Origin of the sequence: Pseudomonas sp. (genome assembly GCF_048269965.1) — a bacterium.
Classification (GTDB): domain Bacteria; phylum Pseudomonadota; class Gammaproteobacteria; order Pseudomonadales; family Pseudomonadaceae; genus Aquipseudomonas.
In genome coordinates, this window is sequence record NZ_JBLWTV010000004.1 from 94,189 (window position 1) to 119,707 (window position 25,519).

The window sequence follows — 25,519 nt, forward strand, 5'->3', positions numbered from 1 at the left end:
TCAATCCAGCGGATTGTCGATCTGCGCGCGCAGCAGTTCGGCGAAGGCGCTCGCCTCTACCGGGCGGCTGATCAGAAAGCCCTGGATCTCGTCACAGTTCTGGCTCTTGAGGAAATCCATCTGCGCCTGGGTTTCCACACCCTCGGCCACCACCTTCAGCTCCAGGCTGTGGGCCATGGCGATGATCGCGCGGGTGATCGCCGCATCCTCGCCACCAGGCGACAGGTCGCGGATGAAGGTCTGGTCGATCTTCACGTAATGCACCGGGAAGCGCTTGAGGTAGCTGAGCGAGGAATAGCCGGTGCCGAAATCGTCGATGGCCAGTTTGACCCCCAGCTCACGCAGTTGGCGGAAGGTGACGATGACGCTGTCGACGTTGTCCAGCAGCTGGCTTTCAGTCAGCTCCAGCTCCAGGTACTGCGGCGCCAGGCCGGTTTCTTCGAGCACCTGGCGCACCAGGCTGGTGAGGTTGCCCTGGCGCAACTGGTACACCGAGATATTCACCGACACCCGTATCTGCGCCAATCCTTCCTGCTGCCACTGGCGCGCCTGGCGGCAAGCCTGACGCAGCACGAACTCGCCAATCGGCGCGATCAGCCCGGTCTCTTCGGCCAGGCCAATGAATTCGCCAGGTGCCACCATGCCCTGCTGCGGATGGCGCCAGCGCACCAGCGCCTCGGCGGCGTTGAGCTGATCGTCGGCGAGGTTCAGCTTCGGCTGGTAGAACACCTCCAACTGGCCTTCGTCGATGGCCTTGCGCAGCTGGTTCTCCAGTTGCAGACGCTCCAGGGTGCAGGCCTGCAGGTTGTCGGTGAAGAACTGGAAGGTGTTGCCGCCCAGGTGCTTGGCATGTTGCACAGCCATGTTGGCCTGGCTGATCAGCGCGCTGATCTCGCGGGCGTAGTCCGGCAGCAGGCTGATGCCCAGCGAGGCGCTGATCACCAGTTCGTGCCCGCCGACGGTCATCGGCACGCGCAGCTTGGCCAGCAGGCGACTGGCCACCCGCGCCAGGCTGGAGAGGCTGCCGTAGGCATCGAGGATGATGGCGAACTCGTCGCCCGAGAGCCGCGCGATGCAGTCGGCCTCGGGCACGGCCTGGGTCAGGCGGCGGCTCATCTGCCGCAGCAACTGGTCCGCCACTTCATGGCCGAGGCTGTCGTTGAGCAGCTTGAAACGGTCCAGGTCGATATGCACCAGGGCGATGCTGCGGCCGCTCTGACGGGCGCGCTGGCTGGCCTCGTGCAGGCGCTCCTTGAACAGGCTGCGGTTGGCCAGGCCGGTCAGGTCGTCGTAGTGCGACAGGTAGCGCAGGCGCTCCTCGGCCTCGCGCCGCGCACTGAGATCGGCGAAGAAGCCGACGATATGGCTGGGCCGACCCGTTGTATCGCGCACCAGGTTGAGCTGCAGCCACTGCGGGTAAAGCTCGCCACTCTTGCGCGTCTCGATCAGCTCGCCCTGCCAGGTGCCGCTGCTGTCCAGCTCCTGGCGGATCATCTGGTACTGCCGACGCATCTCGCGGCTGCCGATCAGGCTGGTCACCGTGCGCCCGACCACTTCTTCGCGGCTGTAACCGGTCACCGCGCTGAACGCACGGTTGACCGCCAGCACGCGGTAGTCGGGGTCGAGAATGAAGATGCCTTCGCTGGCCGCTTCGAACACGGTCGCGGCCAGGCGCTGCTGCTGCTCCTGCTGACGCCGCGCGCTGACATCGCGCCGCGTGCCGAGCATGCGCCGTACACGGCCGGCGGCGTCGCGCTCGACCGCGCGGCCACGGTCCTCGACCCAGACCCAGTGGCCATCAACATGGCGCACGCGGTACTCGATCTGATAATCCTCGCTGCGTCCCTTGAGGTGCCGGACCAGAGCCCGGCGCAGCCCCGGCAGATCATCCGGGTGCAGGCGCGGGGTCAGGTCGCGCAGCATCACGTGCACCTGGCCCGGCTCCAGACCGAACAGCTCGCGCAGATGCGAGTGGTGCACCTGATCGCTCTCCAGGTCCCAGTCCCACAAACCCAGCTCGCTGGCTTCCAGCGCCAGGGCCAGGCGCGCCTGGCTCTTGCCCAGGGCATGGGTCGCTTCGTCCAGCTCCAGGGTGCGTTCGGCCACGCGCATTTCCAGCTCGCCATGGGCGCCGCGCAGTTCGCGCTCGGCGCGGCGACGTTGCTCCACCTCGCGCGCCAGTTCTTCATTGAGCCCTTCGGCGCGCTGCTTGGCGTGCTCGAGATTGCTGATCAGCGCCAGGTTGTGAAAACGCTGCAGCAAGCTGCGCTGCACCAGGCGGTTGACCTGCCAGGCCACCACCAGCAGGGCGAGCAACAGCATGACACCGAGCAGACCCCAGCCGCGCTGCAGGCCGTTATCGCTGAGCAGCAGGAAGGCCGCCGAAGGCAGCAGGCAGGGCAAGGCGAACGTGAGGAAGGCGGACAGGCTGACGGCATAGGCCACGCTGGCCGAGAGAATCGCAGCGGCGATCAGGCCGTAGACCAGCGCCTGCTGGTAGAACACATCGGCAGGCACCAGCACGATCACGGCAAAAGCGAGGGTCAGGCCGGAAGCACCGGCGCCGAAGAGAAAGATGCGGCGCCAGTAGGGCTCGGCCTGGCGACTCGGCAGCGCCTCGTTGAAGGCATTCACTTGGGTCAGGCGCAGCAGCGCCAGCAGCACGACCCAGCCCAGCCAGGCAGCGAGCATCGGTGCGCTCTGCTGACTCCACAGCAACAGGCTGCAGGCCAGGCCGACCAGCAGCATGAGCAACGTGGGCAGGCGCGAACCCTGAAACAACAGCCGGGTACGCTCGACGGCAATGTCCGTGGCGAACTGACGTTCAGCCTGATGCGGATCCAGCGTCACCTCTTGAACTACGGCGCTAGTCGTGGCGGTCATAGGCGATTTTCTTGTAATGGTTGCCTGAGGGTATCGGGCGTTTTTTCGGCCCCCTCAACCCTGACGTCGCCGGAGAATACCCGAGACAGACGCCGTGCCCAACAGCGATGTGGGCAATTTCAAGGCTTGGCGCCTGATTCGTGGCGCCAATGCTGGCACTCTGCCTACCTACTGCTACCCTTTGCGACCTGACCTGCCGGTCGTCGGCTGCTCGGCGTATTTTTCGACGCTTCACCCACTGCCTCCGCGAGACGCTTGCGGCGCCCCCGCAACAGCTCCTAGGATGGGCACCCTCCGCACTCAGGGAAGCACGGCCAAACGCCCATGGATGACTTGCAACAACGCTGGCTCTTTGCCCTTTCCGCGCCGATGGTGGCGATCAACACCCAGTCGGGCGCGCAATACGGGCGGCCTGATTTCTATCCGGACAGCGAGTTCGTCGACCTCAGCGAGTCCTGGGATATCGCCGATCGCCCCGCACTGCTGGCGATGATCCAACGCATGAGCGACGACGGCCATGCACGCGATCTGAGCGGCGCCTACTGGGACAACGCGCGCCTGCTACCGGGCGAATGGCAGGCGCTGGTCGACAGCCTCGACGAAGGCCAGCGAGTGGCCTATCGCTACGTCGCCGACACCATTCTGGTCTGCGGCTCCGGTGGCATCCGCGCCTGGGACCTGGGGCGCATGAGCTTTCTCGCCCGCATCGGTCAGTTGAACGGCTGGCTGAGCCTCGAGGAAAACCTCTGGCTGCATACTCGCCTGAGCCTGCGGGCGCGCTACTACTACCAGGGCTGGCACAGCTACCTGGCCGGTTTTCTCATCGGTCGCTGCTACTGGAACTGCCTGGGCCACGAGCAACCGGACGAACAGGCGCTGTGCATCAGCCGTCAGGGCAGTGACCCGACGCACCGCGCCCTGGTGCGCGAACTGACGCTGAGCCCGGCCGCCGGATTCGACCAATTGCCCTGGGACATGGAACTGGATCTGCCGGAAAAACCGGCATCGCTGGAGGCGTTCGACTGGTCATGAGTTGCTGGGAACACCTCGGCATAGCGCCGACTGACGATCAGAACAGCATCCGCAGCGCCTATCGCGCACGCCTGCCCGACGTCCACCCGGAGCGCGATCCCGAGGGTTTCCAGGCCCTGCGCGGTGCCTACGAGGACGCCCTGCGTCAGGCCCGTGGCGAAGCCCCGGCCGCAAGCGAGCCGAGCGCACCGCCCAGCGCCAGCGAACAGGCCGTGCAACAGTTCGTCGAACTGCTGCAGGACGCCGGCCGGCGCTTTCGACCCGAAGCCTGGCAGGACTACTGCCGGATGCTCGACCAACTGCCGCTCGACGTACTTGAAGGTCTCGACGGCTCGCTGCGCGGTCTGCTGCTGAGCAACGGGCCGCTGTCGCATCGCTGCGTGAACCTGCTCACCGAGCGCATGGCCTGGGCCAATCGCCTGATGCAAATGCCCTTCGAGGAAGCCGAGGCACTGGATCAGTTGCTCCAGCGCATCGCCGAACCCGACCCGTTCGACCTCGCCAGCCTGTCCGAGTGGCCGACCGTCGCGCAGGTGGAAAACCTCTGGTACGTGCGCACCCTGGAGCATCTGTTCAGGAACCGGCCACTGCAGGAATTTCGTGGCTGGTGCTCGCTGCACCTGTGCCTGCCAATGCCGGCCGACCCGGACTACTATCCGCGCCTGTATCGCCAGTGCACCCTGGCCGGGGTGGCCCTGGGCGGCGCCCTGGAGCACTACCAGGCGCTGCATGACGAGACACCCGAGGACCTCGACATCCAGTACCTGCTGGCGCTGCAGAAGCAGCACCATGACCAGGACGCCCTCGACCTGTGGACGCGCCTCTGGCACGAACGCGAGATACCCGAGGCAGCCGCCTGGATGCTGGCCTGGTGCGCTCATCACTCGCCTGAACGCCTGCCGCTGCTGATCCTGGCGTTCAACCGTAGCCAGATCGAGCTTGGCCATGAGCATCCGCTCGATGCCTATCAGTTGGCCGATGGCGAGCCCGCCCAGACGCCGCAAACCCTGGCGCGCTGGCAACGCGCCGCCATCAGCGAACTGCCGCCGCTGGCGCGCACTTTCGTCGCCTGGCAGATGGGGGACAGCGAGTGGCCATTGCTCGCCGAGCTGCTCGGCGCTGCGGACACGCCGCTCACGCGGCTCTATCGTCAGGCCTGGCTGCTGCAACGTGGCGACGACAGCGACCTGGAACACCTGCTGAACCTGCAGGCCGGCGACCATCCGCTCGATGCCGTGCTGGTGCAGGGGCTACAGCACCACGCCCGGCAACAGCGCCAGTGGCTGCGCGAATCGCCTGCGCTGCAGGCACTGCAACAGGCATCGAGCAGCCCGGGCGCGAAACTGCCGCAGGCGCTCGGTGACAACACCGTGGCTCGTGCCCAGATGTTGCGCGGGCTCAGGCGCTTGCGCCGATACGACGAGGCGACGCTGCAACGCCTGGGCGAACTGCTCGCGCCACTGCCGGGCTGGTCGCTGCCGCCCTGCCTGCAGTTGCAACTGGCCCTGCAGCGCAGCGGTCGCAGCCTGCCAGAGCTTCCCGACGATGGCGACGCGCGCTGGCACTGGCAGCGCCAGACACTGTTGCTGCTGGGCCTGCTGGAACAGCCTGAACAATGGCTGGAGCAACTGGATCAAACTCTCGCCGACCTGCCCACCGATGCCGAACATCCGGCCCACGAGGCCAAGGCGCAGTTGCTGGCGAACGCCAGCACGCCTCGTCGCTGGCTGCTGGATCTCGACGAAGCTGATCCACTGCAGGGGTTGATCGCCGCCGCACAGGTCAGCCCGGACATTCTCCTCGGCAGCCCGCGCCTGCCGTCGGTCGCCCGTATCGGAGCCTGCGCCGAGCAATACAGCCACGAGCTGGCAGGCGATCCGTTCGGCCAGATGCTGCTCGACGCCCTGCTCCATCACGACCCGGATCTGCCGCAAGAGGAACGCAACCTGGCCTTGCAACGGCTGCTGGCGTTCACCTGCCCTGGCACCTGGTTCGAGCCCTTCCGCGAGGGACTGGTCAAGGGCCGACCACAGAACCTGGCGCAATCGATCTGCACCGATAACGGGCTGGTGTTCGCCACCATGCAGGCGATCTTCGATGGCATGCGCGATCTGCTCGGCGGCGCCAAGCCGCATCTGCCCTCGACCAGCCAGTTGCGCAAGTTGCAGCAGGCCAAGGACTCCAGCGCCACACCGACGGCCGTCCGCCTGGCGATCACCTTGCTGCTGTCGCGTTGTGAGCGCCTGCTACCCAGGCACGCGCCGACCACCTGGCGTTCACAGTGGCAGATGTGGCGACTGGGCGGACGCCTGAACCGGATCAACTTCACCCTGCAGGCTCTGGCCCTGGCAGGGGCCGCACTGCCGCTGAGCTTACTTGTCGACAAACTCAGCAGCGACCTGGCGCTGGCGGTGCTCGCCGGCGCCGTCCTCGTCCTGATCACCTGCATGCTGCGTCGGCTGCATGACATGAGCCGTGGCGTGGGTACATTGCTGATGTTGCTGCTGGGCAGCTTCATGCTGCCCTACATGCTGCTGGTGCTGTTCTTCTGGCCCAGCGACCCGCTGCCCAACCGTTACGGCCCGGCCGGGGGCAAGGCGGCCAGCACACAGGGCCTGCAGGCGCGACTGCGGCGCCTGAACGGGGTCAGAGACTGAATCTCGTCAGGCTCGCAGGAGCGTTTCGCTGTACATGGCGCGCCCGGCGAAGCAGTCGGATCAACCGCCGGGTCAGAAGCGCAGCGCGTCCAGCGCCTGCTCCAGACGCTGACGCGCGGCAGTGATCGGCTGCTCCTGCTGGGCGCCGAGCACGCTCTGAAACTCGTCCAGCCACTGGCCGATCTGCTCGCGCTCGGCACCCAGGGTCTGCATCCAGGCCCGCTCCAGGCGGGCCAGCAGGGTACGGTTGTGCAGCGTGTCACGCGGATGGATCTTCAGGCTGGCCAGGCGCGCCTGGCTGGCGGCACGCGCCTCGGCACTCAGCCCGGTGGGGCTGCGGTCGATCACGTGGCCGTGGCGCTGGCCACTCTCCAGGGTCACGTCCACTTCCAGCAGGCCGTTGATGTCGTAGCTGAAACGCACGTCCAGCGCCTGCACCTGGCCGGTCTGGGTCAACTTCACCTCGAAGGCATCGACGAAGATGTTGTCGCGCACCCAGGGGCGCTCGCCCTGATAGACCTCGATGCGGATGTATTCCTGCTGCGCGTGGGTGGTGTAGTAGCGCTGCACGCGTGACGCCGGGATCACCGTGTTGCGCTCGATGATCGGCGAGAAGGCGCCCGGCTGCTCATCGCTGCGCCGCGAGGCAATACCCAGCGTGTAGGGGCAGACATCGGTGAGGATGATTTCCTCGATGGCCCGGTCGCGCGCCTTGCACGCCGCCTGCGCGGCAGCACCCAGGGCAACGATGGTGTCCGGGTCGAGGTGACGATAGGGCAGGCGGCCGAACAGGGTCGCGACCAGTTGCTGCACCACGCTCATGCGCGTGGCACCGCCGACCAGCACCAGGCTGTCCAGATCACGTGGATTGAGCCGCGCATCGCGCAGCGCCTGCTCGATGGGCTGGCGCAGGCGCGCCAGCAGCGGCGCCCAGATCTGCTGCGCGCGGGCGTCGTCCAGCTGCCACTGGCGGCCATTCCACTCGAGCGTCTGCGGTCCTTCGGCAAGACGTCGCTTGAGCTGCTCCAGCGCATCTTCGAGGCTGGCCAGGGCCTGGCCGTCCAGCTCGCTGCGCGACAGCCCCCAATCGCCCAGGCAGGCCTTGAGCAGGGCTTCGGTGAAATCCTCACCGCCGAGGAAGTTGTCACCGGTGGAAGCATGCACCTCGATCAGCGGCAGGGCGTACTCCAGCACGGTGACGTCGAAGGTGCCGCCGCCCAGGTCGAAGATCAGCGTGCGCTCGAACTGCTGCTCATGCAGCCCATAAGCCATGGCCGCCGCGGTGGGTTCGTTGATCAGGCGCTCGACGCGCAGCCCTGCAAGTTCGGCAGCGAATACCGTGCGCTTGCGCTGTTCGTCACTGAAATAGGCCGGTACCGAGATCACCGCCGCGCTCACCGGCACCCCGAGATACGCCTCGGCATCCGCCTTCAGCGAGCCCAGCACCAGTGCCGACAGTTCTTCCGGCGTGAACTGGCGATCGCCCAGGGTGAAGCGCTTGTCGCTGCCCATGAAGCGCTTGAAGGCGGCCACGCTGCGCAATGGATGGGTGGTCAGGCGCGCCCGGGCGGCAGCGCCGACGAGAATGCTACCGTCCTCGTCCAGGCTCACCGCCGAGGGGGTCAGCACATCGCCGAGCGCATTGGGGATCAATTCGGCTCGCCCGTCGCGCCAGACGGCGATCAGGCTGTTGGTGGTGCCCAGGTCAATGCCCAGCAGCGGGCTGTCACCAGTCGACATTGCTATCGCGACTCCCTCAAATCCATTGAAGCGCGCAGTCTACCCCGCACAGGGGCGCCGGCAAACTGCCTCGTCGCTGGCGTTTGCCCTACCCTGCAGCGCCCCCTAGAATGCCGCGATGCAAAACGACCTCGATCACAGACTCACCACACTCAATCCCGCCCAGCACCATGCGGTTACCACGCCGCCTGGTCATCAGCTGGTGCTGGCCGGTGCCGGCTCGGGCAAGACCCGCGTGCTGGTGCACCGCATCGCCTTCCTGATCCAGCGCCTGGATGTCTCGCCGCACAGCATCCTGTCGGTGACCTTCACCAACAAGGCGGCCGCCGAGATGCGCCACCGCATCGAAGACGTGCTGGGCCATGCCCCTGCCGGCATGTGGGTCGGTACCTTCCACGGCCTGGCTCACCGCCTGTTGCGTGCGCACTGGAAAGAAGCGGGACTGGCCGAGAACTTCCAGATTCTCGACTCCGACGATCAGCAACGTCTGATCAAGCGAGTGATCCGCGACCTCGGTCTCGATGAACAGCGCTGGCCGGCCAAGCAGGCGCAGTGGTTCATCAACGGGCAGAAGGACGAGGGCATCCGCCCGCAAGGCATCCAGGCCAGCGGCGACCTGTTCCTGGCCACCATGCGCAGCATCTATGAAGCCTACGAGGCGGCCTGCGCGCGCACCGGCGTCATCGACTTCGCCGAGCTGCTGCTGCGCGCCCTCGACCTGTGGCGCGACAACGCCGGCCTGCTGGAGCACTACCAGCGTCGCTTCCGCCATATCCTGGTCGACGAGTTCCAGGACACCAACGCCGTGCAGTACGCCTGGCTGCGTTTTCTCGCCAAGGGCGGCGAGAGCCTGATGGTGGTGGGCGACGACGACCAGTCGATCTACGGCTGGCGTGGCGCGAAGATCGAGAACATCCAGCAGTTCGACAGCGATTTCGCCGATGCCGAGATCATCCGTCTGGAGCAGAACTACCGCTCCACCGCCAACATCCTCAATGCGGCCAACGCGCTGATCGCCAACAACCAGGGCCGCCTCGGCAAGGAGCTGCGCACCGACGTCGGTGATGGCGAGCCGCTGGCCCTGTACGCCGCTTTCAACGAGCACGACGAAGCGCGCTACGTGGTGGAAACCATCGAGGACGCCCTGCGCAAGGACGGCCTCAAACGCAGCGAGATCGCCATTCTCTATCGCTCCAACGCCCAGTCGCGGGTGCTGGAAGAGGCACTGCTGCGCGAGAAGATCCCCTACCGCATCTACGGTGGTCAGCGCTTCTTCGAACGCGCCGAGATCAAGAACGCCATGGCTTACCTGCGCCTGCTCGACGGGCGCGGCAACGATGCGGCGCTGGAGCGCATCATCAACGTGCCGGCGCGTGGCATCGGCGAGAAGACCATCGAGACCATCCGCGAATACGCCCGCGCTCACGACGTGCACATGTGGGAGGCGATTCGCCTGATGCTCGCGGTCAAGGCGCTGCCTGGCCGCGCCTCGGGCGCACTGGCCGGCTTCATCGAACTGATCGACGGCCTGGCCGAGCAGGTGCTGGCCATGCCGCTGCACCAGATGACCCAGGTGGTCGTCGAAAAGAGCGGCCTGCTCGCCTATCACGAGGCGGAAAAGGGCGAGAAGGGCCAGGCCCGGGTGGAAAACCTGGAGGAACTGGTCAGCGCCGCACGCGCCTTCGAGAACGATGAAGACGACGAGCTGACCCCGCTGCAGGCCTTCCTCACCCACGCCTCGCTGGAGGCCGGGGACACCCAGGCCGCCGAAAACGAAGACAGCATTCAACTGATGACCCTGCACAGCGCCAAGGGCCTGGAATTCCCCTTGGTGTTCCTGGTGGGCATGGAAGAGGGTCTGTTCCCACACAAGATGAGCCTGGAAGAACCGGGCCGATTGGAAGAAGAACGCCGCCTGGCCTATGTCGGTATTACCCGTGCCATGCAGAAGCTGGTGATCAGCTACGCCGAAACACGGCGTCTCTACGGTAGCGAGACCTATAACAAGGTGTCGCGCTTCGTCCGCGAAATCCCCGCACCGCTGATTCAGGAAGTCCGCCTGAGCAACAGCGTCAGCCGCCCGGTGAGCACCAGCTCGATGGGTGGCGGCAGCCTGTTCGCCGGCAGCGCCATACCGCAAACGCCCTTCAACCTGGGTCAACGCGTACGACACAGCCTGTTCGGCGAGGGCACCATCCTCAATTTCGAGGGTGCTGGCGCCCAGGCGCGGGTCCAAGTGAATTTCGAAAACGAAGGCAGCAAGTGGCTGATGCTGGCGTACGCCAAGCTCGAAGCCTATTAGCACACCGTATCTGGAGATAATCGATGAATCGCCGCAATCTGTTCGGCGCTGCACTGGCTCTGATCACCGCCATCGGCCTGGTTGGCTGCAAAGAAGAAAAGCCGGCCAGCGAGCAGGCCGCTGCCAAGCCGGCAGAAGCCATCCACTGGAAGATGGTCACCTCCTGGCCGAAGAACTTCCCCGGCCTGGGCACTGCCGCCGAACGCCTGGCCGAGCGCATCAATGCCATGAGCGCCGGACGCCTGACCGTCAAGGTCTACGCCGCCGGTGAGCTGGTGCCGGCGCTGGAAGTGTTCGACGCCGTGTCCCGCGGCACCGCCGAGATGGGCCACGGTACGCCGTACTACTGGAAGGGCAAGGTACCGGCCGCGCAGTTCTTCAGCAGCGTACCGTTCGGCCTGTCCACCCTGGAAATGAACGCCTGGCTGAGCAAGGGCGGCGGTCAGGCGCTGTGGGACGAGACCTACGCACCCTTCGGCGTGAAGCCGCTGTCGGCCGGCAACACCACGATGCAGATGGGTGGCTGGTTCAACAAGGAAATCAACAGCCTGGCCGACATCAAGGGCCTGAAGATCCGCATGCCGGGCCTCGGCGGCGAAGTCTGGAGCAAGCTCGGCGCGATCACCGTCAACCTGCCCGGCGGTGAGATCTTCACCTCCCTGCAGACCGGCGCCATCGATGCCACCGACTGGGTCGGCCCTTACAACGACCTGGCCTTCGGCCTGCACAAGGCGACCAAGTACTACTACTTCCCGGGCTGGCAGGAGCCGCAGGCGGTGGTCGAATCCATGGTCAACCAGAAGGCCTTCGACGCGCTGCCGGCCGACCTGCAGGCCATCGTCGTCGAAGCCGCGCGCGCCGCGACCCTGGACATGATGGACGACTACGTGTTCAACAACGCCAAGGCGCTGCACAGCCTCAAGAGCGAGGGCGTGCAGTTCAAGCGCCTGCCGGACGAGGTGCTGCAAGCCATGCGCGAGCAATCCGGCGTGGTGCTCGAGGCCCTGGCCGCCGAAAACGACCTCAACGGTCGCATCTGGGCCTCGCAGAAGGCCTTCCTCGAAGAGGCCAGCGCCATGCAGGCACTGACCGAGAAAGAACTGTACAACTGGCGCTGAGCCGGTTGCTCCCCTCTGCCATTCATGGGAGAGGGGTTGGGGGAGAGGGCAGAAACACCGCGAAAGCGTTAGCCTCCCCTCTCTATTACGCGGCCAGACGACACTGCACCGAATAGCATTGGGTTCTGGCCCCGTTTTTCTTAGGGATTATGCCCATGCGTCTTCGCTCTCTGCTCCTCCTGCCCCTGCTCGCCTTCGGCCTGATCGGCTGCAAGGACGATTCCGCACCGGCCGACCAGGCCGCCGCGCCTGCTCAGACCTTCCACTGGAAAATGGTCACCACCTGGCCGAAGAACGCCCCCGGCACCGGCACCGCTGCCGAACGCCTGGCCGAGCGCATCAACGCCATGAGCGCCGGACGCCTGAGCATCAAGGTCTACGCGGCTGGCGAGCTGGTGCCGGCGCTGGAAGTGTTCGACGCCGTGTCACGCGGCACTGCCGAACTCGGCCACGGCACACCCTATTACTGGAAGGGCAAGGTGCCGGCCGCGCAGTTCTTCGGCGCGGTGCCGTTCGGCCTGTCCACCCTGGAAATGAACGCCTGGCTGAACAAGGGCGGGGGCCAGGCCCTGTGGGACGAAGCCTATGCGCCGTTCGGCCTCAAGCCACTGACCGCGGGCAACAGCACCATGCAGATGGGCGGCTGGTTCAACAAGGAAATCAACAGCCTGGCCGACATCAAGGGCCTGAAGATCCGCATGCCGGGCCTCGGCGGCGAAGTCTGGAGCCGCCTGGGTGCGACCACCGTGGTGATGCCGGGCGGCGAAATCTTCACCGCCCTGCAGACCGGCGCCATCGACGCCACCGACTGGGTCAGCCCCTACAACGACCTGGCCTTCGGCCTGCAAAAAGCCGCCAGGTACTATTACTACCCCGGCTGGCAGGAGCCGCAGTCGGTGCTCGAACTGCTGATCAACCAGAAGGCCTTCGACGCGCTGCCGGCCGACCTGCAGGCCATCGTCAGCGAGGCTGCGCGCGCGGCGACCCAGGACATGATGGACGACTACGTCTACCACAACGCCCTGGCGCTGGACGAACTGAAGAAGAGCGGTACGCTGCTCAAGCGCTTCCCCGACGAGGTGCTGCAGGCCATGCAAAACGAGAGCGAACAGGTGCTCGGCGAGCTGGCCGCACAGAGCGAACTCAATGGCCGAATCTGGGCCTCGATGCAGGCGTTCCAGGCGCTGGCCACCTCGATGCAGGCGCTATCGGAAAAGGAGCTGTACGACTGGCGCTGAACTGGCAATGCGGCGCAGGCGGGGCGCGTGGCGCACCCTGCCCGTAGCCGCTATTCAACGCAGACGCGACGCAGGGTGCGCCGCGCGCACCAGCGTTCAGTGGCTCCGTTTGTCGTTCCAGGCTGCGCCTCATGCCCTGGCGGCCATACTTCTCGGATGAAAAAAAGACCGACCGAGCCCGCCCTGATCCTCGATAGCGCCCTGCAACTGGCCGATGTCTGTGGCTGGGAGCGCCTGCACCTGTTCGACATCGCCGCCACACTCGACATTGGTCTGGACGATATCGCCCGTCACTATCGCGACAAGGACGATCTGGTAGAGGCCTGGTTCGACCGCGCCGACCAGGCCATGCTCGGCCATGCGAGAAATCCTGATCTGCAGGGCCTGAACGCCGAACAGCGCCTGGAAAGTTGCCTGCTGGCCTGGCTCGACAGCCTGGCAGCACATCGCGCGGTGACCGGGCAGATGCTGCTGTACAAGCTCGAACCCGGGCATATCCATTTGCAGGTGCTCGGCCTGATGCGCATCAGCCGTACCGTGCAGTGGTGGCGCGAAGCCGCTGGCCGGCAAAGCCTGCACCTGCGCCGCATCGCCGAAGAAACCCTGCTCACCGGCGCCTACCTGCGCAGCTTCATACACTGGCTGCGCCATCCCGAAGAAGATGCAGCAACCTTCCGCGCCTTTCTCCGTGGCCAACTGCGCTGCGGCCCACTGCCCCTGCTGCTGCAACGCCCGTAGGGTGCGCCATGCGCACCAGGGTCGCTTCCATACTGGACCGGGCGCGCATGGCGCCGCCTAACGCAGGCAAAAGCCGGAAACATTCTGTCACTGGTCATGCGCCCCCATGGCGGGCAAGATGCCGTCCAAGCTTTTCCACAAGAGAGAAAACCGTGATGCAGCGTTTCCTCAGTATTGCCATGGTGCTGTGCCTGGCACTGACCTTCAGCTTCGAAGCCCACGCCAAGCGCTTTGGCGGTGGCAAATCCTTCGGCTCCGCACCCAGCCACCAAACCCGTCAGGCCACACCGCCGGCGCAGTCGGCTGCGCAGGCGCCCGGCCGTCAACAACCCGCCGCTGCCGCCAGCGGTGCTTCGCGCTGGCTCGGCCCGCTGGCCGGTCTGGCCGCCGGTGGTCTGCTGGCCTCGATGTTCATGGGTGATGGTTTCGAAGGCCTGCAGATCATGGACATGCTGATCTTCGGCCTGATCGCCTTCCTGCTGTTCCGTTTCCTCGCCGCCCGTCGTGCGCGCCAGCAGCCACAAATGGCAGCTGCCGGTGCGCCCTACCAGCGTGAAATGCCGAACGCCGACAACGCGCCGGCCGCTGGCAGCAATATCTTCGGTGGTCGCCTGGCTACGGCCGCTCCGGTGATCAACGCCCCGGCCTGGTTCAACGAGCAGAGCTTCATCGCCGCCGGCCGTGAGCACTTCATGAACCTGCAGCAGCACTGGGACGCCGACGAGATGGACAAGATCGCCGAGTTCGTTACCCCGCAACTGCTGGAGTTCCTCAAGCGCGAGCGCGCCGAGCTGGGTGACGGCTTCCAGTCCACCTACATCGACGACCTCAACGTGCAGCTCGACGGCGTCGACGACAATGCCGAGAAGACCATCGCCACCCTGACTTTCAGCGGTCTGTCGAAGACCTCGCGCTTCGACCAGGGCGAGCCATTCAGCGAAAGCTGGCGCCTGGAGCGTGCTCAGGGCGACAACCAGCCCTGGCTGGTCGCTGGCATTCGCCAGAACTGATCGCTACGACGCACAAAAACCCGGGCTTGCCCGGGTTTTTCATTTCAGCATTCGCCGGTTATCGCGGCTGAAGCCGCTCCTACAGCCTGATTACCTGCTCGTCACGGCAGCTCCGCAGCAGCCCGGCGCATGCCGATATGCGGGATGTCGTCCTCCAGATAGACCTCGGTCACCGCCACGAAACCATAACGCCCGTAGTAGCCCTGCAGATGCGCCTGCGCCGACAGATAGACCGGCACGCCCGGCCAACGCTGGTGACACTCGAGCAGCGCCTGCTCCATGAGCCGGTGACCCAGCCCGGTGCCACGCGCCCGCTCGGCGATCACCACCCGACCGATCACCACCTCGCCCTCCATACGCTGCGGATCGAGCAGGCGCAGATAACCCAGCAACCCCGACTCGTCGCGTGCCAGCAGGTGACAGGTATCGCCGACCAGGTCCTGGCCATCGGTTTCCAGATAGGGACAGTTCTGCTCGACCACGAACACCTGGGTGCGCAGCGCCAGCAGTGCATAGAGGGTCGCGGTATCGAGTTCGCTGTGGTGCAGGCAGTGCCAGGCAAGAGATGACATCGAAGGGCTCCGCAAAAGCGCCAGTATGCAGTGATGACGACATGTTTTCATTCTGCCGGCCAGCTACTGTATAAAGCCGATCCCCCCTGATGAGGAGCCGACGCCGTGGAAGAAGTCATCGAACAGCTGCGCGAACTCAACGAGCCGGTACCGGTACCGCTGGAGCTGCCGGAAGAAGAGACCCTGGTGGAAATTCAGGAGCAGATCCTCATTCACTTGCCCTTCGAGCTGCGCGAATACCTGCTCAAGGTCAGTGATGTGGTCTACGGCCGCCTGGAGCCGGTGACCGCCAGCGATCCGCAATCGCACACCTACCTGCCGGAAGTCGCCGCCGAAGCCTGGAGCCTGGGGCTGCCGCGCGATCTGGTGCCGCTGTGCCAGGACGGCCGCGATTATTACGCCGTGGACGTGGAAGGCCAGGTCTGGCTGTGGGACGGCGACGAAGGCGAACTGACCGACGAAAGCTGGGACTCGGTCTGGCACTGGTGCCGCGACGTCTGGCTGGAAAGCTGAGAGCGCCTTCGCCGTAGGGTGCGCCATGCGCACCAGCTTCGCGAACTCCGTCGCCGCTGAAGCGCCTCCCACAAAAGTCATACGCCTGGGCTGGAGCCCGTGGGAGGGGCTTCAGCCGCGAAACCCATAAAGCGAGTTGCGCGAGCACCGCCTCACACCTCGCCCTGCTCCAACGCCAGCAGGTTGAGCAGGAACCGCGCGAAGTACAGCAGATCCTGCTCCATGGCCTGGCGCGCGCCCTTGGCGTCGCCGGCCTCGATGGCCACAAAGGCATCTTCATGAAAGTCGTTGAGCCGTAGCGACAGATCGGCGCCAGTGAACAACCGGTTGAAGAATGGCCCGATCTGCAGCCATAGCGACTCGATCGAACGCATCAGCACCGGGTTGCCACAGGCGCCGTACAGGTGCAGGTGAAACTGGCTGTTGGCAATGAGGTAGTCCTGCACCTGGCGGGTCTCGATGGCCACATCCATGCGTTGCACGCAGTCACGCAGCTGGGCCAGATCGTCGCGGCTCAGGCGTGGCGTGGCCAACTCCACCGCCAGGCCTTCCAGCGCCAGGCGCACCTGAAAGATGTTCTCGTAGCGCTCGCGGGTCATCGACGGGACTCGCACCGAGCGCTGCGGCTCGCCCTCCAGCGCGCCCTCGGCCACCAGTCGCTGCAGGGCAGCGCGCACCGGCATCGGGCTGGTGCCCCACTCGCCCGCCAAGTCGCGGATCTTCAACCGCTCTCCAGGCTGGAAGCGCCCGGCCAACAGGCCCGAGCGGATGTTCTGGTACAGCTGTTCCTGCAGGTTGTCAGCCATGCACCACCTCCCTCGGTGGCGCCGGCAATTGAGCAAGGGTCAGGCTACAGTCACGCATGAAAGGCTCCAGTGGAAAATGTGGCGAGTCTACGTCAGGGACTGATTTTGTGCGAAAAATGCCCGGACATTAAATATTTAGTGATCACAAATACGGGTTTACAGATGAAATATCTGACTTTCATCAGGCCATTTACTATTTTGTGATCACAAAATATCATGCGAGCAGCATTCAATCGAGGTATGCCCCATGACCACCGCCAGTGGTATCAGCCCAATCGCCGTTGATCGCTTCGTCGCGGCCGAGCGTGCGCTGTTTCTGTCGCGCAATCCCAAGTCCGTGGCTCTGGCCGAACGCGCCCGCCACTCGCTGTATGGCGGCGTGCCGATGCACTGGATGGCCGACTGGTCAACGCCGGTACCGCTGTTCGTCGAGCGCGCCAAGGGTGCGCGCTTCTTCGACGTGGACGGTCACGAGTACATCGACTTCTGCCTGGGCGACACCGGCACCATGTTCGGCCACTCCCCCGACCCGGTGGCCCGCGCCCTCGCCGAGCAGGCGAACAAGGGCCTGACCACCATGCTGCCCGGCGAAGACGCCGTGGTCTGCGGCGAGCTGCTGGCCCAGCGCTTCGGCCTGCCGTACTGGCAGGTGACCGCCACCGCCACCGATTCCAACCGCTACGTGCTGCGCTGGGCGCGCGCCATCACTCAGCGCAAGACCCTGCTGGTGTTCGACGGCTGCTACCACGGCACCGTCGACGACGTGATGGTGCGCCATCGCGATGGCCAGACCGTGCACCGCTCCGGCCTGGTCGGCCAGGCTTATGACCTGACCGAGCACAGCCGCGCCATTCCCTTCAACGATGTCGAAGCCCTGGAAGCGGCGCTGGCTCAGGGCGACGTCTGCGCCCTGCTCTGCGAGCCGGCAATGACCAACATCGGCATGGTCCTGCCCGATCCGGGCTTCATGCAGAAATGCCGCGAACTCACACGAAAGTACGGCAGCCTGCTGATCATCGACGAAACCCACACCATCTCCACCGACATCGGCGGCTGCACGCGCCTGTGGGGCCTCGACCCGGACTTCTTCGTGGTCGGCAAGCCTATCGCTGGTGGCGTGCCGTGCGGCATCTTCGGCTGCAGCGCGGCGATGGCCGAAGCCATGACCCAGGCCCGTCAGCGCGCCAGCGCAGAAAGCCAGGGTCACGGCCACAGCGGCATGGGCACCACCCTGTCGGCCAATGCCCTGGCCATGCACTGCATGCGCGCCAACCTGGATCAGGTGATGACCCAGGCGGCCTACGACCACATGCTGCCGCTGGCGGCTCGCCTGGCCGAAGGCTTCCGTCAGTTGATCGACAAGCACGACCTGAAGTGGTCGGTGACCGAGCTGGGCGCACGCTGCGAATTCCAGTTCTGCGCCACGCCGCCGCGCACTGGCGCCGAGGCCGAAGCGGCTTTTCATGACGAGCTGCAGATGGCCCTGCACCTGTACCTGATCAATCGCGGCATCCTGATCACGCCGTTCCACAACATGACCCTGTGCTGCCCGAGCACCACCGAGGCCGATGTGGACAAGTTGATCACCATGCTCGATGCGGCCCTCAGCGAGCTGCTGGCCATCCCCGGCGCCAGGCTCTGAAGATTGCTCCCACGCTCCAGCGTGGGAGCGCAGGCAGCGACGCTCTGCGTCGCAAGGGACGCAGAGCGTCCCCGGAGTGGTGCCCACGCAGAGCGTGGGCACCATCAGACACCCTACGCGAGAACCACCATGCAATTCGCCCATCCCCAGGAAGCCCGCGATTTCCTCGAACGCCACCCCGAGGTACGCAGCATCGAGCTGATGCTGATCGACGCCAACGGCATCCCGCGCGGCAAGCTGCTGCACCGCGACGAACTGCTGGCCATCTACGAGAACGGCCGGCCACTGCCCAGCTCGATCCTCTCGCTGACCATCCAGGGCGAGGACGTCGAGGCAAGCGGCCTGGTCTGGGAAGTGGCCGACGCCGACTGCTGGACCTACCCGCTGCCCGGCAGCCTGACCCTGCAACCCTGGCGCGCGGTGCCCACCGGCCAACTGCAGGTGAGCATGCATCCGACTCAAGGCATGCCGGCCACGCCGGGCGATCCGCGCCATGTGCTGATCCGTGCCATCGACGCGCTCAAGGCCGACGGCTATCACCCGGTGATGGCGGTGGAGCTGGAGTTCTACCTGCTGGACAAGCAGCGCGACGCCAACGGTCGCCCACAACCGGCCGTGCAGATGAACGGCGTGCGCCCGCAGGCGCCGCAGGTTTACGGCGTGTACGAGCTGGAGCAGATGCAGCCGTTCCTCGACGATCTCTACGCCGCCTGTGAAATGCAGGGCCTGCCGGTGCGCACGGCGATCTCCGAATACGCCCCGGGCCAGCTGGAGCTGACCCTGGAACACCGCTTCGACGCCCTGCAGGCGGTGGACGAGGGCGTGCGCTACAAGCGCCTGGTCAAGGGCGTGGCGAACAAGCACGGGCTGCAGGCCTGCTTCATGGCCAAGCCGTTCGGCGATCTGGCCGGCAACGGCATGCACATGCACGTCAGCCTGGCGGATGAACAGGGCAACAACCTGATGGCCTCGGAAGACCCACAGGGCACGCCGCTGCTCAAGCACGCCATCGGCGGCATGATGGCCACGCTCGACGACGCCCTGGCGATCTTCTGCCCCAACGCCAACTCCTTCCGCCGCTTCCAGGCCAACAGCTACGCGCCGCTGGCCAAGAGCTGGGGGGTGAACAACCGCACCGTGTCCTTCCGCGTGCCGGGCGGGCCGGCCAACAGCCGTCATGTCGAGCACCGCATCTGCGGTGCCGACGCCAATCCCTATCTGGCGGCGGCGGCGATCCTTGCCGGTATCAACAAGGGTATCCGTGAGCAGATCGACCCGGGCGCGGCCATCGTCGGTAACGGCTACGAACAGGCCCGCGAAACCCTGCCCACCGACTGGCTCACCGCGCTGCGCAACCTGGAAGGGTCGAGCTGGGCGCACGAGGCGCTGGGCGAGGAGTTCCTCAAGGTGTTCCTGGCGATCAAGTGGGCGGAGTTCCGCCAGTTCATGGGCGAAGTCGGCGAGCAGGACTGGCGCTGGTACCTGAGTCACGCCTGAGTCGGGCAGGTGGATGAAAAACCCGCCCCTGCTCACAGCGGCAGGCAGCGCGCGCCGTCATCCTCCAGCATGGGACCGGCAAAACACAGCCGACCCTGCTCATCGAGCTGTGCTGGCTGCCCCGGATAGTAGGGGTTGTCGAAGGCGCGCAGTTGCTCGGCGCTTGGCGTACCCTGAGGCAGTTGGGACAGCCCCTGCAGCAGGCGACGATAGGCTTCGAGGTCCTGTAGTCGTACCGCATAGCGGCGATAGTCAGGCGCCCCAATGTCAAGCAGCACGTTACCCATCGGGTTGCGCCAGCTGCGTTGCCACTGGGCAGCGGGCAACTGCTGCAGCTCCCCGACAAACACTTCAGGCGGGCGCCGCGAGAGCTCGGCAATCGGCTGGTAGAACGTCAAGCTGGCATTGGTGCTCATTTGGGGGCGCAGGCCCCACCGCAGCATCAGCCGCTCTCCCAGGCTGCTCTGCGCCTTGGGCAGCGCCTCGAAAAGTAACGCCATCCCCTGAAACTCATGCTGCAGCGGCATCAGCAGGCTGCGTTCAGCTTCATCGAAGGCAGGCACACTGCTCGGCGCCGGCATCGACCCCTTACGATGGAGCACGGCCTGCCAGAACAGGTTGCGCTCGACCATACGCGCCAGAATCATCTTCGCGATCAGCGTATCAGCGCGGCGCAGCTGCCCTCGCAGCAGGTGCAGCTCCTCATCGAGACGCGCCCGAACCTGCTCCCCCTCCCCCACCTGAGCCGCCTTGAGCAGTTGCAGAGTCAGCAGCTGCTGGCCACTCACGAGGTAACGGTGCGGCGGCAACGGGGCAATGAGGCTGGCCTCCAGAAGATTGCGGTAGTCATCGAGCTGGAGAAACTGCCAGTAGCGCTCGCGCAGAAGACGCTGCTCATCCGTCTCGACCCAGCCAGACACCCCACTCAGCAGCGTGGTCAGACAGCCCTCTTTTTCTACCGCACAGAACAAAGGTCCCTGCGGTAAAGCCAACGTGGCCACCACTGGCTCTGCAAAGCCCTCATCCATCGGGCCGTGGCTGCTGCGCCAGGCGCGATAGGCCTGCAGCCGCTCGGCACCCAGTGCCTCTGGCGACTGCCCAGGGCCAGCATCCAGACCATTGAGAAACACATAGGCCCGACTCTGCCCTTCATCGACCTGAGCCTGTTCCAGCCAGGTTTGCGCGTCGGCACTCAGCGCTTCATCCCGCATCCAGGCATAGCCGCCAGCGACCAGCAGCACGGGCAGGCCCAGGAGCAGCGCAACGATCCCTGTGCGCATCATCGGCTCACCTTGATGTACTCGCCCGCCACACTGATACCCATGCCGCCGTAGTCCTGGCAGCGATCGGCGAACACCTCCTGCACGCGCAACTCGATGCCTTCGCGCAACAGCTGCACCGCGCAATCGCTGCCCAGCCCGGCATCCTCCAGGCGCATCTGCACGCCGTCGCCGACCAGCTTGCCATCCAGCTCGCCGATGGCGGCCGGGCCGTATTCCTCGACCCGGGCACCAGCGCGCACGGGCGAGAAACTGGCGTGATAACCGCCACTGCCGTCCTCGCTGATCTGCAGCTCGCTCCACACCGCCTGGCCGCCGTAGCGCAGGTAGCGGCCAACGGGGCTGGCGCTCAGCGCCAGATAATCCAGTGCCTCGGCCACCTTGCGCAGGTGCAGACGGGTCGAGGAGCCGCTGAGGTTGTTGTCCAGTGCCACGCCCAGCCAGGCGCGCGCCATGCCCGCCTGACCTGCGCGCAGGCTGGCCAGGATGAGGTTGTTCAGCGCCAGCTCCAACTGTGCCGTGTCGCCTTGCTCGACACGTCGTAACTGACGCTCGAACGCTTCGATGGCCTGCTCATGGCGACCGTCCTTGTAGGCGGCGCTGCCGACCTGGTTGCACTGCACCACCGTGGCGCACTCCTCGGTCGCCTGCACGGCAGCGGCCAGCCCCAGCAGCGGCAGGAGCAGGAGCAGGAGCAGGAGCAGAAATTTCGAGCGGATCGGCATGGATGACATCCTTGCAGTAGTGAGTGTGTATCTTGCATCCCCAAAGCCAGCAGGCCTTACCAGGCTGTTGAAAAACTACCTACGTTGCCATTGCTGCGTTAAAAACAGGCTCAAAATGCTCATTTACAATGCGTAAACTGCGCTTTTTCGCCTGTTTTTGCCTTGCACTGGCTGCCTCGTCTACGTTTTTCAACGGCCTGGTACTCTCATAAGCCCCACACGTACTCGGAGCAACGATGGAAGCCGGAACCGCGCAACTGACGATGACCGTACTGATGACCCCGGATATGGCCAATTTCTCCGGAAATGTCCACGGTGGCACCCTGCTCAAGTACCTCGACGAGGTCGCCTACGCCTGCGCCAGCCGCTATGCCGGCTGCTACGTGGTGACCCTGTCGGTGGACCAGGTGATGTTCCGCGAACCGGTGCATGTCGGTGAGCTGGTCACCTTCCTCGCCTCGGTCAACCACACCGGCCGCACGTCGATGGAGATCGGCATCAAGGTGATCACCGAGAACATTCGCGAACGCTCGGTGCGCCACACCAACAGCTGCTTCTTCACCATGGTCGCGGTCGATGCTCATGGCCGCCCGGCGCCGATCCCGGCACTGCAACCGGACAGCGCCGACGGCCTGCGTCGTCAGCGCCAGGCCAAGCAGCGCCGGCAGATTCGCGACGAGTTGCAGCAGCGCTACCAGGCGTTGAGCGACGAAAAGAATCAGGCCTAGGGGCTTGATCGCTCCGTCAATCGTGACCGATATAGAACAGCAGCTCGCGGCGCTGCGGATGATCCTTGAGCCAGGCACGAATCTCGTCGGCGCGGACGATGGCTTCTTCGTCGGCAATGCGGCTGAAGCGCTCGCGTCGGGCCTGCTCGCTGGCCTGCTGGCGCACCTGGCGCTGCCAGGCCTCGGTAAAGATCGCCGGCATGCGCTGACTCAACTCCAGCGCCTTGAGCAGCTGCCATTCGCCGCTGTCCAGCCAGGCTTCGTCGCAGGTGCCGCAGAGATCCAGGCGATTGGCGCGGGTGCCGCTGATCTGAAACTTGCTCATCAGCTTGGCGCACTTGGGGCAACTCAGGGCATGGCTGGTTTCGCCCACTTCGGCCTCGGCAGCCAGCTCGGTTGACGTCTCTTGTGCTGGCTGGCGCTCGGCCCAGTCGCGGTAGTGCAACAGGCTGACCAGCGTGCCTTGGCACTGTGCGCAGCCATGGCCAAGCAGGCCATCTTCGAGTTTTGCCGGTTGCAGGCGGCTGGTACGGCAGGCGGGGCAATGCATGGTGACGTCCTTTTCATCTGAAGAGAGCGAACGCTAATGCACAGCCGACACATGGGCAAGCCACGATGCTGAGAAACAGGTAGCAGATAAGCTAAGCTCTGTGTCCCCGATCTGGAGGCGCCATGATCAATCTGTTCGATGTCTTCCTGCTGATGCTGTTCGCCACTGCCTGCGCCTGGCTATGGCGCGGCCACGGCATTCGCGAGCGTGCGTTGAGCTTCGCCAAGCAGCACTGCGCCAAGCTCGATGTCGAACTGCTCGACGGCGCCGTGGCGCTGCGCCGCCTGGCCATCCAGCGGGATGCCAAAGGCCACCGCCGCCTGGCGCGACTCTATGACTTCGAATTCACCGTCACCGGCGAACAGCGCCTGCGCGGACATATCAGCATGTTCGGCCCGCACCTGGGCCGCATCGAGCTGGAGCCTCACCCGGTGCTTGAATCACAGCCCGAACCGGTTGCGGTGCAGCAGCCAGGCAACGTCATCCGCCTGGAAGACTGGCGGCGCAAGGCCTGAGCCGTCGCCTCCGTGCTGGCGGGTTGCACCTGCCCTACCCGCGTTGTAGCAGGAAATCGGCCACGCGCTCGGCGCTATCCGCTGGCTGCTCCTGCATGAAGCAGTGCCCGCCCGGCACCACCTGACTGCGCACATGGGCGTTGCTCGCGCACCAGCGCGCCACCGATTTGGCGACGAAGGGATAGGTGTGCACGCCCTGAATCACCTCGGTCGGGGTCGTCACCTTGGCCAGCGACGGCCACAGGCGCCGTGGGAAGGAGCCGAAGATATCGGCCTCGCGGCTTGGCCGGCACTTGAGTTCGACGCCACCCTCGACGTCCTTCAGTGCATGCTCGATATAGGCGTCGAACGCCGCCTCGTCCCAGCCACGGAACATCCCACGGCCATGCAGCGCAGCGTGCGCGCTGGCGCGATCCGGCCATTGCCGGCGACGTTTCTGCGCCTTCTTCGCCATACCGGTGCGCTGCGCCAGGCCAACCACATCGGACAGCGCCATCACGCCGATCATCGCCGGGCTGAACAGCACCGGATCGAGCAACACCGCGCGCCGGAACAACTCGGGATGGCGCGCCAGGATCAGGCTGGTGAGCACGCCACCGAAGCTGTGACCAAGGGCGAAACGCGGCACTTCGCCAAACGGCCCACGCAAGGTGTCGAAAGCCTCTACCGCCAGCTCGGCGCTGCGGTTCCAACCATGGAAGCGGCCACCATGATCGCTGTCGCCATGGCCCTGTACATCGCACAGCCAGAGGTCGAAGTCCTCGGCCAGCAGCGCCAGCATCGGTGTGTAGACGCGCCCGCAATAGCCATTGCCGTGCAGGAAATGCAGGAGCGGCTTACCCGACGGCGGCGTATGCCAGCCACGCAGGGTGAAACCGGCAGAGGTGTCATGAGACCAGGGCAGCAGTTGCATTCAGGGTTATCCACAGCGACGAAAGCGCGGCGAGTTTATCAGCCTGTCGCCGTGATTCGGCAGGCGGCGAACGAGGCCGTCAGCGCGTCGGCGCTCTGCGCCTGCTCGAAGATCAGCTCCAGTCGCGAGTCCTTGCGCCATTCACTCGCAGGCCAGGCCTGCAGCGCTTGCCCCTGCAGGGCATTCAACGAGCGCCAACCCTCGGCGCCGTGCAGCACGGCCTTGGCCCTGCGCCAACTCAGGCTCTGCAGCCATTGGCTGACCCGCGCGAGATCGAAACGCTCGCTCGGGTGCCAGCGCCAGCCGATGCTCCAGCCCTCGGCCTGATCCTGCACCAGGCAGATCGGCTCGGCGGCGTTGCGCCAGATCTGCGCCATGCCCATCAGGCCTGCGGGGAGCTCGGCGCTCACCTCGATGGGCGCGGCCTGGACGGCCAGGCCCGGCAGCAGGGCCAGGTCAAGCTGACCCTGCTCGGTCCAGTGCAACGGCACCGTCGGCAACTCGGCAGCGATCCGCGTTCGCGTGGCCTCGTCGAGACACTCACTCTTGTTCAGCAGCAGCAAACCGGCAGCATCCAGCGCCTGGTGCTGCACGTCGGGCAGCGGTTGACCTGTCGCCAACGCAGCAGCATCCAGCACCACCAGCGCCGGTTGCACGGCCAGCACACCGAGCCACGGCGGCTGACGCAATTGCGCCAGCAACTGCGCCGGATGCCCCAGGCCGGACGGCTCGATCAGCAGGCGATCGGGCTTCGCTTTGCGCAGCAGGCGCCCGAGGCCGACCTGAAACGGTGCGCCGTTGACGCAGCACAGGCAGCCACCGGCCACTTCGGCCATGGCGATGCCGTCGTCGCCTCGTTCCAGCAGGGCGGCGTCCAGGCCGATCTGGCCGAATTCGTTGATCAGCACCGCCCAGCGCTCGCCCGCCGGCTTCTGCGCCAGCAGGTGACGGATCAGCGTGGTCTTGCCGGCGCCGAGCGGGCCAGCGATGAGGTGGGTGGGGATTTGACTGAGCATGAATCTATGTTCGGTGGTTCGCCAGGCAAGTGCCAGCACAGACT

At 65.5% G+C, this 25,519-nt stretch carries 21 protein-coding genes; 12 read left to right on the forward strand and 9 right to left on the reverse strand.

Features of this window, described 5'->3' with window-relative positions; translation table 11 throughout:
* The gene (locus ACN0X6_RS06445) at positions 1-2,883 is read right to left on the reverse strand and encodes an EAL domain-containing protein (protein WP_417702801.1); all 2,883 of its coding nucleotides are present in this window, start codon (positions 2,881-2,883) and stop codon (positions 1-3) included.
* Positions 2,884-3,207: 324 nt separating this feature from the next.
* Between ACN0X6_RS06445 and ACN0X6_RS06450 the strand changes: the two genes are divergently transcribed.
* Both ACN0X6_RS06450 and ACN0X6_RS06455 read left to right on the forward strand, forming a co-directional pair.
* Positions 3,208-3,915 (forward strand): DUF1266 domain-containing protein, encoded by a 708-nt coding sequence (locus ACN0X6_RS06450; RefSeq protein ID WP_417702802.1) that lies wholly within the window; start codon positions 3,208-3,210, stop codon positions 3,913-3,915.
* The gene (locus ACN0X6_RS06455; protein WP_417702803.1) at positions 3,912-6,572 is read left to right on the forward strand and encodes a DUF805 domain-containing protein; all 2,661 of its coding nucleotides are present in this window, start codon (positions 3,912-3,914) and stop codon (positions 6,570-6,572) included. The genes ACN0X6_RS06450 and ACN0X6_RS06455 overlap by 4 nt, the downstream gene beginning before the upstream one ends.
* A 72-nt stretch (positions 6,573-6,644) precedes the next feature.
* Here the strand turns inward: ACN0X6_RS06455 and ACN0X6_RS06460 are convergent, their stop codons facing one another.
* Positions 6,645-8,312, reverse strand: a complete 1,668-nt coding sequence (locus tag ACN0X6_RS06460) for an Hsp70 family protein (RefSeq protein WP_417702804.1) — start codon at positions 8,310-8,312, stop codon at positions 6,645-6,647.
* Positions 8,313-8,430: 118 nt separating this feature from the next.
* Between ACN0X6_RS06460 and uvrD the strand changes: the two genes are divergently transcribed.
* The 5 genes from uvrD to ACN0X6_RS06485 all read left to right on the forward strand — a co-directional run bounded on the left by uvrD (position 8,431) and on the right by ACN0X6_RS06485 (position 14,718).
* Positions 8,431-10,614 (forward strand): DNA helicase II, encoded by a 2,184-nt coding sequence (gene uvrD / locus ACN0X6_RS06465; RefSeq protein WP_417702805.1) that lies wholly within the window; start codon positions 8,431-8,433, stop codon positions 10,612-10,614.
* 23 nt (positions 10,615-10,637) lie between these two features.
* Positions 10,638-11,732, forward strand: a complete 1,095-nt coding sequence (locus ACN0X6_RS06470; protein WP_417702806.1) for a TRAP transporter substrate-binding protein — start codon at positions 10,638-10,640, stop codon at positions 11,730-11,732.
* 155 nt (positions 11,733-11,887) lie between these two features.
* Positions 11,888-12,970: a TRAP transporter substrate-binding protein gene (locus ACN0X6_RS06475; protein WP_417702807.1), complete on the forward strand. Its 1,083-nt coding sequence runs from the start codon at positions 11,888-11,890 to the stop codon at positions 12,968-12,970.
* 156 nt (positions 12,971-13,126) lie between these two features.
* A complete protein-coding gene (locus ACN0X6_RS06480) occupies positions 13,127-13,708 on the forward strand; it encodes a TetR/AcrR family transcriptional regulator (protein ID WP_417702808.1) in 582 nt (193 codons plus the stop codon).
* A gap of 155 nt (positions 13,709-13,863) precedes the next feature.
* Complete coding sequence (locus ACN0X6_RS06485) at positions 13,864-14,718, forward strand: Tim44 domain-containing protein (protein ID WP_417702950.1); 855 nt, start codon at positions 13,864-13,866, stop codon at positions 14,716-14,718.
* Positions 14,719-14,819: 101 nt separating this feature from the next.
* On the opposite strand, the gene ACN0X6_RS06490 is transcribed toward ACN0X6_RS06485, so the two are convergent.
* The gene (locus ACN0X6_RS06490) at positions 14,820-15,290 is read right to left on the reverse strand and encodes a GNAT family N-acetyltransferase (RefSeq protein WP_417702809.1); all 471 of its coding nucleotides are present in this window, start codon (positions 15,288-15,290) and stop codon (positions 14,820-14,822) included.
* Between the two features lie 105 nt (positions 15,291-15,395).
* Here ACN0X6_RS06490 and ACN0X6_RS06495 point away from each other — a divergent pair, with 105 nt between their 5' ends.
* On the forward strand, positions 15,396-15,803 hold the full coding sequence (locus ACN0X6_RS06495) for an SMI1/KNR4 family protein (RefSeq protein WP_017676192.1): 408 nt from the start codon (positions 15,396-15,398) through the stop codon (positions 15,801-15,803).
* A gap of 152 nt (positions 15,804-15,955) precedes the next feature.
* Here the strand turns inward: ACN0X6_RS06495 and ACN0X6_RS06500 are convergent, their stop codons facing one another.
* The gene (locus ACN0X6_RS06500) at positions 15,956-16,609 is read right to left on the reverse strand and encodes a GntR family transcriptional regulator (protein WP_417702810.1); all 654 of its coding nucleotides are present in this window, start codon (positions 16,607-16,609) and stop codon (positions 15,956-15,958) included.
* A 247-nt stretch (positions 16,610-16,856) separates the two neighbouring features.
* Between ACN0X6_RS06500 and ACN0X6_RS06505 the strand changes: the two genes are divergently transcribed.
* A complete protein-coding gene (locus ACN0X6_RS06505; RefSeq protein WP_417702811.1) occupies positions 16,857-18,251 on the forward strand; it encodes an aspartate aminotransferase family protein in 1,395 nt (464 codons plus the stop codon).
* A gap of 129 nt (positions 18,252-18,380) precedes the next feature.
* Positions 18,381-19,748: a glutamine synthetase family protein gene (locus tag ACN0X6_RS06510; protein ID WP_417702812.1), complete on the forward strand. Its 1,368-nt coding sequence runs from the start codon at positions 18,381-18,383 to the stop codon at positions 19,746-19,748.
* A 32-nt stretch (positions 19,749-19,780) separates the two neighbouring features.
* Here the strand turns inward: ACN0X6_RS06510 and ACN0X6_RS06515 are convergent, their stop codons facing one another.
* Both ACN0X6_RS06515 and ACN0X6_RS06520 read right to left on the reverse strand, forming a co-directional pair.
* On the reverse strand, positions 19,781-21,028 hold the full coding sequence (locus tag ACN0X6_RS06515) for a hypothetical protein (RefSeq protein ID WP_417702813.1): 1,248 nt from the start codon (positions 21,026-21,028) through the stop codon (positions 19,781-19,783).
* The gene (locus ACN0X6_RS06520; RefSeq protein WP_417702814.1) at positions 21,028-21,753 is read right to left on the reverse strand and encodes a tetratricopeptide repeat protein; all 726 of its coding nucleotides are present in this window, start codon (positions 21,751-21,753) and stop codon (positions 21,028-21,030) included. Before ACN0X6_RS06520 ends, ACN0X6_RS06515 begins: the two co-directional genes overlap by 1 nt.
* A 236-nt stretch (positions 21,754-21,989) precedes the next feature.
* Between ACN0X6_RS06520 and ACN0X6_RS06525 the strand changes: the two genes are divergently transcribed.
* Positions 21,990-22,481: an acyl-CoA thioesterase gene (locus ACN0X6_RS06525; protein WP_417702815.1), complete on the forward strand. Its 492-nt coding sequence runs from the start codon at positions 21,990-21,992 to the stop codon at positions 22,479-22,481.
* Positions 22,482-22,497: 16 nt separating this feature from the next.
* Here ACN0X6_RS06525 and ACN0X6_RS06530 read toward each other — a convergent pair whose 3' ends face one another.
* Positions 22,498-23,031 carry a zf-TFIIB domain-containing protein gene (locus ACN0X6_RS06530; RefSeq protein ID WP_417702816.1) on the reverse strand — a complete coding sequence of 178 codons (534 nt, stop codon included), beginning with the start codon at positions 23,029-23,031 and terminating at the stop codon, positions 22,498-22,500.
* 122 nt (positions 23,032-23,153) lie between these two features.
* On the opposite strand from ACN0X6_RS06530, the gene ACN0X6_RS06535 reads away from it, so the two are divergent.
* A complete protein-coding gene (locus ACN0X6_RS06535) occupies positions 23,154-23,546 on the forward strand; it encodes a DUF3301 domain-containing protein (protein ID WP_417702817.1) in 393 nt (130 codons plus the stop codon).
* Between the two features lie 34 nt (positions 23,547-23,580).
* On the opposite strand, the gene ACN0X6_RS06540 is transcribed toward ACN0X6_RS06535, so the two are convergent.
* Together ACN0X6_RS06540 and ACN0X6_RS06545 are read right to left on the reverse strand one after the other, a co-directional pair.
* Positions 23,581-24,459: an alpha/beta fold hydrolase gene (locus ACN0X6_RS06540; RefSeq protein WP_417702818.1), complete on the reverse strand. Its 879-nt coding sequence runs from the start codon at positions 24,457-24,459 to the stop codon at positions 23,581-23,583.
* A 38-nt stretch (positions 24,460-24,497) separates the two neighbouring features.
* Positions 24,498-25,475, reverse strand: coding sequence for a CobW family GTP-binding protein (locus ACN0X6_RS06545; RefSeq protein ID WP_417702819.1), 978 nt, complete (start codon positions 25,473-25,475; stop codon positions 24,498-24,500).
* Between the last annotated feature and the right edge of the window lie 44 nt (positions 25,476-25,519).

Bases quoted from the DNA above. Each gene is read 5' to 3' on its own strand.
- ACN0X6_RS06460 (WP_417702804.1), bottom strand. From the start codon at position 8,312: ATGTCGACTGGTGACAGCCCGCTGCTGGGCATTGACCTGGGCACCACC.
- ACN0X6_RS06530 (WP_417702816.1), bottom strand. From the start codon at position 23,031: ATGCATTGCCCCGCCTGCCGTACCAGCCGCCTGCAACCGGCAAAACTC.
- uvrD (WP_417702805.1), top strand. From the start codon at position 8,431: ATGCAAAACGACCTCGATCACAGACTCACCACACTCAATCCCGCCCAG.
- ACN0X6_RS06525 (WP_417702815.1), top strand. From the start codon at position 21,990: ATGGAAGCCGGAACCGCGCAACTGACGATGACCGTACTGATGACCCCG.
- ACN0X6_RS06505 (WP_417702811.1), top strand. From the start codon at position 16,857: ATGACCACCGCCAGTGGTATCAGCCCAATCGCCGTTGATCGCTTCGTC.
- ACN0X6_RS06545 (WP_417702819.1), bottom strand. From the start codon at position 25,475: ATGCTCAGTCAAATCCCCACCCACCTCATCGCTGGCCCGCTCGGCGCC.
- ACN0X6_RS06535 (WP_417702817.1), top strand. From the start codon at position 23,154: ATGATCAATCTGTTCGATGTCTTCCTGCTGATGCTGTTCGCCACTGCC.
- ACN0X6_RS06540 (WP_417702818.1), bottom strand. From the start codon at position 24,459: ATGCAACTGCTGCCCTGGTCTCATGACACCTCTGCCGGTTTCACCCTG.
- ACN0X6_RS06470 (WP_417702806.1), top strand. From the start codon at position 10,638: ATGAATCGCCGCAATCTGTTCGGCGCTGCACTGGCTCTGATCACCGCC.
- ACN0X6_RS06520 (WP_417702814.1), bottom strand. From the start codon at position 21,753: ATGCCGATCCGCTCGAAATTTCTGCTCCTGCTCCTGCTCCTGCTCCTG.
- ACN0X6_RS06500 (WP_417702810.1), bottom strand. From the start codon at position 16,609: ATGGCTGACAACCTGCAGGAACAGCTGTACCAGAACATCCGCTCGGGC.
- ACN0X6_RS06490 (WP_417702809.1), bottom strand. From the start codon at position 15,290: ATGTCATCTCTTGCCTGGCACTGCCTGCACCACAGCGAACTCGATACC.
- ACN0X6_RS06475 (WP_417702807.1), top strand. From the start codon at position 11,888: ATGCGTCTTCGCTCTCTGCTCCTCCTGCCCCTGCTCGCCTTCGGCCTG.
- ACN0X6_RS06515 (WP_417702813.1), bottom strand. From the start codon at position 21,028: ATGCGCACAGGGATCGTTGCGCTGCTCCTGGGCCTGCCCGTGCTGCTG.
- ACN0X6_RS06485 (WP_417702950.1), top strand. From the start codon at position 13,864: ATGCAGCGTTTCCTCAGTATTGCCATGGTGCTGTGCCTGGCACTGACC.
- ACN0X6_RS06450 (WP_417702802.1), top strand. From the start codon at position 3,208: ATGGATGACTTGCAACAACGCTGGCTCTTTGCCCTTTCCGCGCCGATG.
- ACN0X6_RS06480 (WP_417702808.1), top strand. From the start codon at position 13,127: ATGAAAAAAAGACCGACCGAGCCCGCCCTGATCCTCGATAGCGCCCTG.
- ACN0X6_RS06455 (WP_417702803.1), top strand. From the start codon at position 3,912: ATGAGTTGCTGGGAACACCTCGGCATAGCGCCGACTGACGATCAGAAC.
- ACN0X6_RS06445 (WP_417702801.1), bottom strand. From the start codon at position 2,883: ATGACCGCCACGACTAGCGCCGTAGTTCAAGAGGTGACGCTGGATCCG.
- ACN0X6_RS06510 (WP_417702812.1), top strand. From the start codon at position 18,381: ATGCAATTCGCCCATCCCCAGGAAGCCCGCGATTTCCTCGAACGCCAC.